This is a genomic window from Streptomyces sp. NPDC001231 (assembly GCF_042896885.1).
Classification (GTDB): Bacteria; Actinomycetota; Actinomycetes; order Streptomycetales; family Streptomycetaceae; genus Streptomyces.
In genome coordinates this window covers 35,443-49,047 of sequence record NZ_JBIAXS010000018.1, presented here as the reverse complement: position 1 = coordinate 49,047, position 13,605 = coordinate 35,443, and the positions used below count along the sequence as shown (strand labels likewise).

The window sequence follows — 13,605 nt, the reverse complement described above, 5'->3', positions numbered from 1 at the left end:
GTCAGTAGCTGACGGTCGACTCGTCACCGGTGTCGGTGACGATCGCCAGGCCGGCGCTGGTCCCGAGCAGCGAGGCACCCGCGCGCAGGAGTTCCAGGCCCTGCCGGTAGGTCTTGATGGACCCGGACGCCTTCACCTGAACCCCGTTCCGCGCCCGGTCAACAAGGTAGCGAACGCTCGTGGGGTTCGCAGTCTCGATCTGTCCGCTGCTGGCGTTCTTCAGGAAGGCGGCGCCCGCCTCCATGGCGAGCTCGACGGCGGCCTCCTTCTCGTCGTCGGTGAGCAGCGGCAGTTCCAGCATGACCTTGACGGGCAGGCCCGAGGCCCGGACCACGCCCGCGATGTCCTCGCGGAAGTCGTCGTAGCGGCCGCTCTTGAGCCAGCCGACCTGGACGCCGATGTCGAGTTGGGTCGCGCCGAGCCGGGCTATCTCCGCGGCCTCGGCGGCCTTGCCCGCGCTGGTCATGACGCCGACGGTCGGGAAGTCCAGGGCGGAGGCCACCCCGACCCCGGTGCCGCGCAGCTCGGCCACCACGACGGGAAGCCAGGAGGCGGGAACCATCGCGGCGTTGAAACCGTGGGTGACCGCCTCCTGGGCGTGGGCGACCATGTCGTCGCGGGTCGCGTCCGGATCGATCTTGGTGTGCTGGATGTAGGGGGCCAACTCGGCGGGGGTGAGGTCGAGTTCGGCAGCGGTGACGGTCGTGGTGGACACGGAGTGATCTCCCTGTGTGGAGGGCGGTGGGCCACCCGGCGAAACGGCCGCCGGGTGCTTTCGACGGACGGGCCGTCGCGGAAAACAGGAGCCGGGACGTGGGGTCCGGCGGCGGCTCAGAGCTTGGAGGCGTAGTGGTCCGGGACGACGACGCCCTCGCCGCCGAACCACCGGGGGGCGTCGACGCCGCAGAACAGGCCGATGTTGCCCCAGGGTTCGAAGGCTCCGGTGCGGACGACGACCTTGGCCTGCCGGGCCAGCTCGCCGAGGACCTCCGCGTGCGGACGGGTGGTGAACTCGGCGTCGGAGAAGCGTTCGCGCAGCCACGCGTCGAGCCGAGGGTTGTGGGTCGGGACGTCCTCGGCGCGGACCACGCCCTCGACGACCAGTTCGTCGGCGATCAGCCCGAGCACCGTCCGCAGGTCCGGCAGGTTCTCGGCGAGGGCGAGATCGACGCGGTGCGCGTCCCGGGGGATGGGGAAGCCGGCGTCCACGACCAGCAGCAGGTCGGTGTGGCCGAGCGTGGCCAGGGCTCCGCTCAGTTCGGCGTTGAGGATGCCGGAGCGTTTCACGGTGGGTTCCTTTCGATGGGGTCTTCGCAGGTCGGCTGTGGGGCTCAGGCCGCCGCCGGCACCGCTCCGGTCGCGAGGGCCATGATGGATTCCTCGGTCGCCTCCGCGGTGTCGACGCAGCTCACCAGCCGGCCCTCGCTCATCACGGCGATCCGGTCGGTCAGGGTCAGCAGTTCGGGCAGGTCGGAGGAGGAGCAGAGGATCGCCAGGCCCTGCCGGGCGAGGGCGATCAGCTGCTCGTAGATCTCGGCCTTCGCCCCGATGTCCACACCGCGCGTGGGCTCGTCGAGGATCAGCACACCGGGGTTGATCGCCAGCCAGCGTCCGAGTACGGCCTTCTGCTGGTTGCCGCCGGACAGGCTGGTGATGGGCTGGCTCATGGTGGCGGTCTTGACCCGCAGCCGCTTCGCCTGGTCGGCGGCCTGCGCGTCGAAGGCACGGCGGCGGACGATCCCGAGCCGGCTGAACGTCCTCGTGGTGAGCGCGCCGATGTTCTCGCCGACGCTCATGGTGGTCAGCAGCCCCTGGGCACGGCGCTCGCCGGGCACGAACGCGAGCCGCCGTTCGACACTGGCGATCGGGTTGCGCCGTTCGTAGGGCCTGCCCAGCAGTTCCACGGTGCCGCCGGTCCCGCGGTCCCCGCCGAAGAGGTTGTGCAGCAACTCCACCCGGCCGGAGTCCGGCAGTCCGGCCACGCCCAGGATCTCGCCGGGGCGCAGGTCGAAGGAGACGCCGCTGTGCCGGCGTCCGCTCAACTCACGTACCTTCAGCACGGGTTCGCCGCTGGACTCGGTGCCGCGCTCCGAACGCCGGGTGAACTGGCCCAGTTCACGGCCGACCATGGCGGCGACGGCCTGGTCGGGGGTGGTCTCCGCGCTCCGCCAGGAGGCGACGTGGGTGCCGTCGCGCAGCACCTGGATGTGGTCGGCCAGGCGGAACACCTCGGGCATACGGTGCGAGACGTAGAGCATGGTCGTCCCGGCCGCCTTGAGCTTGTCCATCAGGGCGAACAGCCGGTCGGCCTCGGCCGGGGTGAGCATGGCCGTGGGTTCGTCCAGGATCAGCACGCGGCAGCCCCGGGCGATGGACCGGGCGACCACGATGAGCTGCTGGGTGGCCAGGTCCAGGGTCCGCACGGAGGCGTTCGGGTCCAGGCGGAGGTCGAGTTCGGCGAGGAGTTCGCTGGTGCGCTCCAGCATGCGGCGCCGGGAGGGGAACCAGCGGTTGCCGGGCTCGACCCCGCTGAGCACGTTCTCCGCCACACTGCGGTCGGGCAGCAGCGACAGTTCCTGGGGGACGATCGCGACGCCGTGCCGGCCGAGCATGGTGCTCGGGTCGAAGGACGTGACCTCCTCGCCGAAGACGGTGACGCCGCCGTCGCTGGGCGGCTGGAGGCCGGCCAGGATCTTGAGCAGGGTCGACTTGCCGGCCCCGTTCTCCCCCAGCAGGGCGGTGACCTCGCCCGCGGGGACGTCGAAGGAGACATCGCTGAGGGCGCGTACCGGGCCGAAGTTCCGGGACAGGCCCCGGATCCGGACGGCTGGGGCGGCGGCCGGCGGGTTGCCGGGAGGTGCCGAGCCGCCCGTGGCGGCGTCGCGGGAGGCGGTGGTCATCAGTCCTCCACCGTCGCGGCGTCGAGGTTCTTGCGGGTGATGAACTGCGCGCCGGTGTCCACACCGGTGATCTCGGTGCCCTTGGTGAGGAAGTCGTACAGCACCTTGACCGCCTGGTAGCCCTGCTCGGACGGGTTCTGGCTGATGGTGAAGTCCAGGACCCCGCGGTCGATGTACTCGGCGGTCTGGGTGAGCAGGTCGAAACCGCCCATCGTGATGGCGTCGGCGCGTCCGGACTGGGCCACCCACTTGGCGGCGGCCGTGGTCGAGCAGCAGTCGAGCCCGGCGACGGCCACGACACCGGACTGACCGGACATGGTGGACTCAACGGTGTTGTAGGCGGCGTTGGGTTCGTTGCCGACGTTCACCGGCCCGACGACCTTCAGATCGCTGCCCGCCAGCCCTTCCTTGAAGCCGTTGAACCGGTCGTGCGACCAGCCGGCGCCGGTGTCCACGGAGAAGACGACGACGGACTTGCCCTTGCCGGTGCCCTTCAGGTCCTTGAGCAGCTGCTGGGCCTCGGCCTTGCCGGAGGCCTTGAGGTCCTGGCCGACGAAGCCCATCTGCTGGGAGTCGGGGTTGTCGGTGTTGAACGAGATGATCGGGATGCCCGCCTTGTAGGCCTGGCTGATGACCGGCTTCAGCGCGTCGCTGGAGGCGGAGGAGACGGCGAGCCCGTCCACGGCCTTCTGCTGGATGAGCGTCTGGAGCTCGGAGACCTGCTTGGCGGCGTCGCCGCCGGTGGGGCCGATGAGGGAGACCTCGGCCCCCAGCTCCTTGCCGGCCCGCTTCATGCCACTGCCGATCGGTGTCGCGAAGGCGAGGGACGGGTCGTGGTAGCTCAGCTTGATGCGCATCGGCTTGTCGTCGTCGATCCGCTGCTGGATGTACGAAGCGAGCTTGAAGGAGCCGTCGCCGGAGCCGGAGCCGGCGGCGTCGCCGGCGGTGACGGCGCCGCACGCGGTGAGGGTGAGAGCCGCGGCGGCGGCCGTCGCGGCGACGAGGGATCTGAGGAGGGTGCGCGGGGACATCGTGACTCCCTTGTCGTGTCCGTGGGTCTGTGCGTCTGCGTGAGGTGGGAAGCGGACGGCGGTCAGGCGCGGGTCTTGCGCTTGCGCTGCCAGGTGTCGGCCGCGACGGCGGCGACGATGACGAGACCGGTGACGACGGTCTGCCAGAAGGAGGAGATCCCCTTGATGTTGAGGATGTTCTGGAGCAGGCCGATGAAGGCGACGCCGATGACGGTGCCCCACATGGTGCCGGAGCCGCCGAAGAGGGCCGCGCCGCCGATGATGACGGCGGAGATGACGGTGAGTTCCAGCCCCTGGCCGGTCACACCCTGCACGTAGGAGAGGAAGGACAGGCCGAGTACGCCGGCGAGGCCGGCGGTGAAGCCGGACAGGACGAAGGCGGTGAGCTTGACCCGCTTGACGTTGACGCCGACGAGGCGGGCGGCCTCCTGGTTGCCGCCGACGGCGTAGGTGTTGAAGCCGAAGCGGGAGCGGGACAGCAGCACCACGCCGAGGGCGGCGACGGCGGCGAAGAGGACGAACTGCATCGGGACCACTCCGAAGAGCCGTCCCTGGCCGAGGAGGTTGAACTCCGCGACCCCGGGCTGGGAGGAACTCAGGGAGATCGGGGCCCCGTCGGAGATGAGCAGGGCGACGCCGCGGAAGACGCTGAGCGTGCCCAGGGTGACGATGAAGGAGGGCACGCCGAGCACCACCACGGCCAGCCCGTTGAGCAGTCCGGCCAGGACGCCCACGGCCAGTCCGACGAGCATCGCCGCGGGCCAGTTCCAGCCGTCCGAGATGAGCAGTCCGGTGGAGATCGCGGAGAGGGCGTAGGTGGAGCCGACCGAGAGGTCGATCTCGCCGTTGAGGATGACGAACGTCGCCCCGACGGCCATGATGCCGATCTGCGCGATCTGCTGACCGACCGAGAGCAGGTTGTCGGACTGGGCGAAGGTCGGCGAGAGCACGGTGCCCAGCAGGAAGAGCAGGACGAGCGCGGCGAAGACACCGGCCTCGCGTGCGTGCAGCAGCCTGCGCAGCGCGAGCGGGAGCTGTCGTGCCGGTCCGGTGGCTGACGGCGCCGCGGCGGTCGGGGGTTTCGAGGTCGTCGAGGTCACGGGGTTCTTCCAATCCGGGCGTTCAGCTGGTCTCGGGTGGGCAGGGCGGGGACGACGCCCGCGATCGTCACGGTGTGGGCGCCCGCGGCGGCGGCGAACTCGGCCGCCCTCTCGAGGGGCTGCCCCTCGGCGAGGGCGACGGCGAGGGCCGCGGTGAAGGAGTCGCCGGCGCCTGTGGTGTCGACGACGGTGGGGGCCGGGTGCGGTGGCACCGCGGTCACGCCGGAGGCCTGGGCGATCAGGGCGCCCTCGCCACCCCGGGTGAGGACGGCGGCGCCCCCGGTGCGCTCCCGCAGGGCGCGCACCAGTTCCACGTCGCCGAGCCCGTGGCCCTCGTCGAGGCCGAGGAGTACGGGGGCCTCCGTCTGGTTCGGCGTGATCACGTCGATGAGGGGCCAGCACTCGTCGGGAAGCGGTCGGGCGGGCGCGGGGTTGAGCAGGGTCGGCGTGCCGGTCTCGCGGCCCAGGCGGAGCGCGGTGACCACGGCCGCCTCGGGGATCTCCATCGACACGACCAGGATGCCGGCGGAGGCGATCTCGGCGCGGAAGGGTGCGACGGCGGCGGCGTCCAGTTCGTCCAGGGCGCCCGGGGCGATGGCGATGCGGTTCTCGCCGGACGGTTCGACCAGGATGAAGCCGACCATCGTGGGGGCCTCGGCGGTCAGCACATGTTCGGCGCCGACACCCTCGCGCTGCCACAACTCACGTGCGGAGCGGCCGAAGTCGTCGTCGCCCACGGCGGTCAGCAGCGAGACCTCGGCCCCCAGCCGGGCGGCGGCGATGGCCTGGTTGCTGCCCTTGCCGCCAGGGCCGGGATCGAACACCCCGCCCGAGACGGTCTCACCCGCCGCGGGGGCCTTGGGGACCCGCATGGTGAGGCCGGCTCCATAACTTCCGACAACCGCGATCTTCATGGGCACACCGCTTTGTGTATGAACAACCATGGACAAGCCAGATCGTAGGTATAGGGATGTCCATAGTCAATGGTGGTCGAGAAGATGAACTCCGGATGGTGTCGCGCGTACAAGCAACGGGCCCGGGTTCCTCGGTGACGAGGAACCCGGGCCCGTCGGCCCCACCGCGAGCGGTCCGGCCGCCGCTGGTGCTATGACCGGAAAGGTTTGCCGGGAAGCTCGCGGCGTCCGGTGCTGGGAGCACCTCCCACGCCGTTCAGCATCGCAAGGCGGAGCATGACCCGCGTCCTGGATGTACTCGGGTGATGCGACAACGCGGCTGGGGGTCCCCCCTGCTCGAAGAGCTTGGGGGAGCCGTGCCGGGCGTCGCGAGCCGGTGAACCTATCCGGTCACAGCACTAGGAGGCGCCTGAGCCACCCGCCGGGCGGCTTTCCCGCGCCTGGCGCCGGCCGAGCCTGCTGTGGGTGCGGCCGTAGAGGAAGTACACGACGAAGCCGATGACCATCCAGATGGCGAAGCGGAGCCAGGTCTCGGCGGGAAGGTTGACCATCAGCCAGAGGGAGGCGCAGACGGAGAGGATCGGGATCGCCGGGACCCAGGGGGTGCGGAAGGCGCGGGGCAGGTCGGGGCGGGTGTTGCGCAGGATGATCACGCTGATCGCGACCACCACGAACGCGAACAGCGTGCCGATGTTCACGAGTTCGGCGAGTTCGCTCAGGCTGGTGAAGCCGGCGACGACGGCGATGATCACGCCGAGCAGGATGGTCGGCCGGTACGGGGTGCGGAACCGCGGATGGGTGTGCGAGAAGAACCGGGGCAGCAGCCCGTCCCGGCTCATCGCGAAGAAGACCCGGGCCTGGCCCAGGAGCAGGATCATGCACACCGTGGTCAGGCCGACGGCCGCGCCGAAGCTGATCAGGCCCGCGTACCAGGGATGTCCCGTGGACTTGAACGCGTCGGCGAGCGGCGCGTCCACGGACAGCGCGCTGTACTTCTGCATACCGGTGACGACGATCGACACGGCGACGTACAGCACGGTGCAGATGATCAGCGAGCCGAGGATGCCGCGCGGCACGTCGCGCTGCGGGTTGCGGGTCTCCTCGGCCGCGGTGGCCACCACGTCGAAGCCGATGAAGGCGAAGAAGACGACGGACGCGGCGGTGAAGACGCCCATCACACCGAAGTTCGAGGGCGCCCAGCCGAACATCAGCTGGATGAGCGGTGCCTTGAGGGTGCCGCCCGCGGGCACCGGCTGCGCCTTCGGGATGAACGGGTCGTAGTTGCCGCCCTTGATGAAGAAGGCGCCCGCGATGATCACGACGAGCACCACGGCCACCTTGACGGCGACGACGATCGAGGTGACCCGCGCGGAGAGCTTCATACCGAGCACGAGGATGACGGTGAGGACCAGGACAAGGAGGGCGGCGAGGATGTCGAAGCCGAAGCCGGTCGCGGCGTCACGGCCGCTGAGATATTCGGGCAGGTGCCAGCCCGCGTTGTCGAGCAGCGAGTGGATGTACCCGGACCATCCGACGGCGACCACCGCGGTGCCGAGCGCGAGTTCCAGCACCAGGTCCCAGCCGATGATCCAGGCGGGGAACTCGCCGAGCGAGGCGTAGGAGAAGGTGTAGGCGGAGCCGGCCACCGGAACCGTGGAGGCGAACTCCGCGTAGCAGAGCGCGGCGAGCGCGCAGACCACCCCTGCCACGACGAACGACAGGGAGACGGCGGGGCCGGCGGTGTTCCTGGCCGCCGTGCCGGTGAGGACGAAGATGCCGGTACCGATGATGACACCGACGCCGAAGACGGTCAGATCGAGGGCGGACAGGGATTTTCTGAGCGCGTGCTCGGGTTCCTCGGTGTCCTGGATCGACTGCTCGACGTTCTTGGTCCTGAAGAGCGTGCTGCTCACGGCGTGACCTCCCCTGCGTGTCGTCCTCGACCTGGCTCGGACCGGCTCGAGCCGGCTCGACATGATCGAGAGAGCTGGGGATGCGTATGCCCCGGCACTCGCAGGTTCACGCAGACGGGCCGGTCGCGCCACCCGTAAGAGGGGGAGCGACCGGCCCGTACCGCGTCGGGGAGGTCCCGGTGGTCAGTCGCGCACGGACTGCACCGCCGCGTCGACCCCCGTCTCGGTCTCCGGCCGCTCGAACCGGCCGTCCAGCTTGGAGACCAGGCCCGTGACCTGACGGGCGATGTCCGGCGCGGTCAGCCCGATCTCCACCAGCACCTCGTTGCGGGAGGCGTGGTCGAGGAAGCGCGGCGGAATGCCGAAGTCGCGCAGCGGCACGTCCACGCCCGCGTCCCGCAGGGCCTGGGCGATCGCCGAGCCGACACCGCCGACACGGGAGTTGTCCTCGACGGTGACGACCACGCGGTGCCGCGCGGCGAGCGGCGCCATGGCATCGTCGACGGGCTTGACCCAGCGCGGGTCGACGACGGTGGTGGTGATGCCCTGCTTGTCGAGGAGCGTGGCCACCTCGAGACACATCGGGGCCAGGGCGCCGACGGAGACGAGCAGGACGTCCGGGGTCTCGGTGCCGGGCTCGCGCAGTACGTCCATGCCGCCGACACGGCCCACCGCGGGTACGGCGGGACCGACGGCGCCCTTGGAGAAGCGGACCACGGTCGGCGCGTCCTCGACCTCGACGGCCTCGCGGAGCTGGGCGCGGACCTGGTCGGCGTCGCGCGGGGCGGCCAGCCGCAGTCCCGGGACGACCTGAAGGATCGACATGTCCCACATGCCGTTGTGGGAGGCGCCGTCGGTGCCGGTGACACCGGCCCGGTCCAGGACGAAGGTGACCCCGCACTTGTGCAGGGCCACGTCCATCAGGACCTGGTCGAAGGCGCGGTTGAGGAAGGTGGCGTAGACGGCGAAGACGGGGTGCACCCCGGCGTGGGCCAGGCCGGCCGCGGACACGGCGCCGTGCTGCTCGGCGATGCCGACGTCGTAAACCCGGTCCGGGAAGGCCTTGGCGAACTTGTCCAGGCCGACCGGCTGGAGCATGGCCGCGGTGATGGCGACGATGTCCTTCCGCTCCTTGCCGAGCCTGACCATCTCGTCGCCGAAGACGGAGGTCCAGTCGGCGCCGGAGGTGGCGATCGGCAGCCCGGTGTCGGGGTGGATCTTCCCCACGGCGTGGAAGCGGTCGGCCTCGTCCTGGAGGGCGGGCTGGTAGCCGCGGCCCTTCTCGGTGAGGCAGTGCACGATGACGGGACCGCCGAACCGCTTGGCGCGGGCCAGCGCCGACTCGAGGGCCTCGATGTCGTGGCCGTCGATGGGGCCCACGTACTTCAGGCCCAGGTCCTCGAACATGCCCTGCGGGGCGATGAAGTCCTTCAGGCCCTTCTTGGCGCCGTGCAGGGTCTCGTACAGCGGTCTGCCGACGACCGGGGTGCGCTCGAGCACCTCACGGGTGCGGGCCAGGAAGCGCTCGTAGCCGTCGGTGGTGCGCAGGGTCGCCAGGTGGTTGGCGAGGCCGCCGATGGTGGGCGCGTAGGAGCGCTCGTTGTCGTTGACGACGATGACGAGCGGGCGGTCCTTGGCGTCGGCGATGTTGTTCAGCGCCTCCCAGGCCATGCCGCCGGTCAGCGCGCCGTCGCCGATGACCGCGGCGACGTGGCTGTCCCGCTCGAGCAGCTGGTTGGCCTTCGCGATGCCGTCGGCCCAGCCCAGCACGGTGGAGGCGTGGCTGTTCTCGATGACGTCGTGCTCGGACTCGGCCTGCGAGGGGTAGCCCGACAGGCCGCCCTTCATCTTCAGCTTGGAGAAGTCCTGGCGGCCGGTGAGCAGCTTGTGCACGTAGGACTGGTGGCCGGTGTCCCACAGCACCTTGTCCTTCGGCGAGTGGAAGACCCGGTGAAGGGCGATGGTCAGCTCCACCACACCGAGGTTCGGGCCGAGGTGGCCGCCGGTCTTGGAGACCTCGGTGACGAGGAAGGTCCGGATCTCCTGCGCCAGCTGGTCCAGCTCCTCCAGGCTGAGCCGGTCCAGATCGCGCGGTCCCCTGATGCGGGTCAGCAGCGGCACCCGTGCCTCCTTGCGTAGAGCTGATCGAGCTGTTGCCGGGCTCGTCGAGTCTAATGTTCCGCCCGAGCGCCCGGTGTCCGGGCCGGGGGTCGTACGTCACGCGAACGGCGGTACCCAGCGAAAGGACTGTCAGACACGGCCGTGCCCGGCACCGTCGTCGGTGCCGGGCACGGTCCTGGTGCGGGCGGCGCTCAGGCGCGTCCGGCCGACTTCTGGGTCTTGCGGGTGACCGAGTCGATGACGACCGTGGCGAGAAGCACACCACCGGTGATCATGTACTGGATCGGGGTGGCGATGCCCTGCAGGGCGAGGCCGTACTGGATCGACGTGATCACGAGTACACCGAGCAGCGCGTTCCAGGTGCGGCCCCGGCCACCGAAGAGGCTGGTGCCACCGATGACGGCCGCGGCGATGACGTTCATCAGCAGGTCACCGGAGCCGGCGCTCTGGTTGGCGGCCGCGATCTTGGAGGCCCAGAAGAGACCGCCGACCGAGGCGAACAGGCCCGCGATGGCGAAGACCGAGACACGGACCGCGGTGACGTTGATACCGGCACGGCGGGAGGCCTCGACGCTGCCGCCGAGCGCGAAGACCTTGCGGCCGTACGCGGTGCGGCGCAGCACGAAGTCGCTGCCGACCAGGACGATCGCGAAGAGCAGCACCGCGAGCGGCAGGCCCTTGTACTGGTTGAACATGATCGCGACGGCGAACGCCGCGATCGCGAGCAGCACGGTGCGCAGCACTATGTCGCTCAGCGGGCGGGACGGGACGCCCGCGGCCTCGCGGCGGCGGTTGCCGAAGAAGGCCGACAGGAAGTATCCGGCGACCGCGACGACGGCCAGGAGGTAGGCGGCTGCCACGTCCGAGAAGTAGTACGTGGTGAGCTTGCCGACCACGCCGTCGCCGTCGATGTTGATCGTGCCGTTGGCGCCCAGGACCTGGAGCATGAAGCCGTTCCAGAACAGCAGACCGGCCAGGGTCACCGCGAACGCGGGCGCACCGATGCGGGCGAAGAAGAAGCCGTGCAGGGCGCCGATGACCGCGCCGGCCGCGAGGGCGCTGACGACGGCGAGCCACTCGTTCACGCCGTGGGTGACGCTCATCACGGCCATGATGGCCGAGGAGACACCGGAGACGGAGCCGACCGACAGGTCGATCTCACCGAGCAGCAGCACGAAGATGATGCCGACCGACATCATGCCGGTGGCCACCATGGCGACGAAGATGTTGTTGAGGTTCTCCGCGCCCAGGAAGGCCGAGTCGAGGCTCTGGAAGATCGCGCAGATGGCGATGAGGCCGATGACGACCGGGATGGCTCCGAGGTCGCCGGCGCGCATCTTGCGCTTGAACTCGCCGAGGTAGCCGGCGAATCCCTGCTCGCGCACGAGCAGACGGGGGTCGACGGCGGGGGCGGCGTCGGCCGCGGCGGCGGGCGCGTCCACGACGGCGTCGGCGGGAGCGGCCTGGGACTTGTCGATGCTCACTTCTCAGCCTCCGCGTTGGTGCGCGCCGCACGACGGGTCACGGCGTTGTCCGTGGCACCGGTGATGGCGGAGATGATCTCTTCCTGCGAGGTGGTCTTCACCTCGAAGACGCCGTTGTTGCGGCCGAGCCGGAGGACGGCGACCTTGTCGGCGACGGCCTTCACATCGGCCATGTTGTGGCTGATGAGGATGACCGCGAGGCCGCGCTCACGCAGCCGCTCGACGAGGTCGAGGACCTGCGCGGTCTGCTCGACGCCGAGGGCGGCCGTCGGCTCGTCGAGGATGACCAGCTTGGGCTCGCCGAGCATGGAGCGGGCGATGGCCACGACCTGGCGCTGACCGCCGGAGAGCGAGGCGATCGGGATGCGCACGCTGGGGATGCGGATGGACAGGGTCTGGAGCAGATCGCGCGAGCGGCGCTCCATCTCGACCTCGTCCAGGACACCGCGGCGCTTGATCTCGCGGCCGAGGAACAGGTTGCCGACGACGTCGATGTTGTCGCACAGGGCGAGGTCCTGGTAGACCGTCGCGATGCCCAGGTTCTGGGAGTCGTGCGGCCGGTTGACCGTGACGGGGTTGCCCTCCCACTCGATGACACCGTCATCGATGGGGTGCACGCCCGCGATCGTCTTGACAAGGGTGGACTTTCCGGCGCCGTTGTCGCCGACGAGGGCGACCACCTCTCCGGCGTGGACCTCAAGCTCTACGTCGGTGAGCGCCTGGACAGCACCGAATCGCTTGGAGACCCCGCGCAACGCCAGCACGGGCGTAGCGGACACGTGAACCATCTCCTTCGCCGCCCGAGCCTGACCCCGGCGGGAGGTTGATACAAGAGGAGTGAGGGGGGTGTTCCGTCCGGCGCCCCGCCGTTGTGCTGCGGGGCTGTCGGCGGCAGGGCGCCGGACGAGCCGACACGGGGCCGCGTGTTCGATGGACGCGGTGTCCCGTGCAGGTCGGCGGGGCCGCCGCTCGGGCGGCCCCGGAGGTGTTACTTCAGGCCGATCTTGTCGCAGGCGGCCTTGTACTTGGCCGTGCAGATCTCGCCGAGCGTGTAGTAACCCTGGTCGATGACCGTGTCCTTGATGTTGTCCTTCGTCAGCGAGACGACGGGGACGATGACCGCCGGGATGCCCTTGTCGGTACCGCTGTCGACGGTGCTCGTCGTCAGCGAGCTGTCGAGCTTGCCGGTCTTGGCGATCGAGACGGCCATCTTGGCGACGGTCTCGGCCTCCTGGGGGTACGACTTGAAGACGCTCATGTACTGCTCACCGGTCACGATGCGCTGCACACCCGCGAGTTCCGCGTCCTGGCCGGTGACCGGGGGAAGCGTCTTGAGGCCCGCGCCCTTGAGCGCGGTGATGATGCCGCCCGCCATGCCGTCGTTGGCGGAGTAGACGCCGACGATCTTGTCCTTGCCGAGGGCGGAGATGGCGCCCTCCATGTTGGCGTTGGCGTTCTCCGGCTTCCACTGCTTGGTGTCGTACTCCTTGCCGATGGTCACCTTGCCGTCGAGGGCGGCGTGGGCGCCCTTCTTGAACTGCGCGGCGTTCGGGTCGGTCACGGCGCCGTTCATCATGACGATCTTGCCGGACTTGGCCTTGTCACCCATGGCCTTCAGCAGGGCCTCACCCTGAGCCTTGCCGACCTCCTCGTTGTCGAACGAGGTGTAGGCGGCGATCGGGCCCTCGGCGAGGCGGTCGTAGGCGACGACCGGGATGCCGTTCTCCTTCGCCTTCTTCACGCCCGCGGCGACGGCCTTGAAGTCGACCGCGTCGAGGATCAGCACGTCGACCTTCTTGGTGATCATCGTGTCGATCTGCTGCGCCTGGAGGGTCGCGTCCTCCTTGGCGTTGAGGTACTCGACCTTGCCCTTGCCGTTCGTCAGCTCCGCGATCTGCTTCTCGATGATCGGCTTGTCGAACTTCTCGTAACGAGCGGTCTGGTTCTCCGGCAGGAGAAGGCCGACCTTGATGTCGTCGCCCTTCTTCTCGCTGCCGGCCGACTTGGAGGAGTCGCCACCGGACTCCTTGGCACTGCCACAGGCGGCGAGCGAGACGGCCATGGCACCAGCAGCAACGGCGAAAGCCGCACGACGCATACGCGTGTTCACTTCTTCAAACCTCCCTGACGAGGCCGCGTCGT

The 13,605-nt window shown here is 69.8% G+C and carries 11 protein-coding genes; all 11 read right to left on the bottom strand.

Going from position 1 to position 13,605, the window contains the following annotated elements; genetic code table 11:
- Position 1: 1 nt before the first annotated feature.
- Complete coding sequence (deoC, locus tag ACFY3J_RS22140; protein ID WP_384177143.1) at positions 2–715, bottom strand: deoxyribose-phosphate aldolase; 714 nt, start codon at positions 713–715, stop codon at positions 2–4.
- A gap of 116 nt (positions 716–831) precedes the next feature.
- Positions 832–1,287, bottom strand: a complete 456-nt coding sequence (gene rbsD / locus ACFY3J_RS22135) for a D-ribose pyranase (protein ID WP_384177145.1) — start codon at positions 1,285–1,287, stop codon at positions 832–834.
- Positions 1,288–1,331: 44 nt separating this feature from the next.
- A complete protein-coding gene (locus tag ACFY3J_RS22130) occupies positions 1,332–2,900 on the bottom strand; it encodes a sugar ABC transporter ATP-binding protein (protein WP_384177147.1) in 1,569 nt (522 codons plus the stop codon).
- Positions 2,900–3,931, bottom strand: a complete 1,032-nt coding sequence (locus tag ACFY3J_RS22125) for a sugar ABC transporter substrate-binding protein (RefSeq protein WP_384177149.1) — start codon at positions 3,929–3,931, stop codon at positions 2,900–2,902. Before ACFY3J_RS22125 ends, ACFY3J_RS22130 begins: the two co-directional genes overlap by 1 nt.
- A 62-nt stretch (positions 3,932–3,993) precedes the next feature.
- Positions 3,994–5,031 (bottom strand): ABC transporter permease, encoded by a 1,038-nt coding sequence (locus ACFY3J_RS22120; RefSeq protein ID WP_384177151.1) that lies wholly within the window; start codon positions 5,029–5,031, stop codon positions 3,994–3,996.
- Positions 5,028–5,945 (bottom strand): ribokinase, encoded by a 918-nt coding sequence (locus ACFY3J_RS22115; RefSeq protein WP_384177153.1) that lies wholly within the window; start codon positions 5,943–5,945, stop codon positions 5,028–5,030. Before ACFY3J_RS22115 ends, ACFY3J_RS22120 begins: the two co-directional genes overlap by 4 nt.
- A 398-nt stretch (positions 5,946–6,343) precedes the next feature.
- Entirely contained in the window at positions 6,344–7,858 is a 1,515-nt protein-coding gene (locus ACFY3J_RS22110) for an amino acid permease (protein ID WP_384177155.1), read from the bottom strand.
- A 183-nt stretch (positions 7,859–8,041) separates the two neighbouring features.
- The gene (gene dxs, locus ACFY3J_RS22105) at positions 8,042–9,979 is read right to left on the bottom strand and encodes a 1-deoxy-D-xylulose-5-phosphate synthase (RefSeq protein ID WP_384177158.1); all 1,938 of its coding nucleotides are present in this window, start codon (positions 9,977–9,979) and stop codon (positions 8,042–8,044) included.
- 191 nt (positions 9,980–10,170) lie between these two features.
- Complete coding sequence (locus ACFY3J_RS22100; RefSeq protein WP_384177160.1) at positions 10,171–11,463, bottom strand: sugar ABC transporter permease; 1,293 nt, start codon at positions 11,461–11,463, stop codon at positions 10,171–10,173.
- Positions 11,460–12,251 carry an ATP-binding cassette domain-containing protein gene (locus ACFY3J_RS22095; protein WP_384177162.1) on the bottom strand — a complete coding sequence of 264 codons (792 nt, stop codon included), beginning with the start codon at positions 12,249–12,251 and terminating at the stop codon, positions 11,460–11,462. Before ACFY3J_RS22095 ends, ACFY3J_RS22100 begins: the two co-directional genes overlap by 4 nt.
- 200 nt (positions 12,252–12,451) lie before the next feature.
- The gene (locus ACFY3J_RS22090) at positions 12,452–13,573 is read right to left on the bottom strand and encodes a sugar ABC transporter substrate-binding protein (protein WP_384177164.1); all 1,122 of its coding nucleotides are present in this window, start codon (positions 13,571–13,573) and stop codon (positions 12,452–12,454) included.
- Positions 13,574–13,605 lie beyond the last annotated feature (32 nt).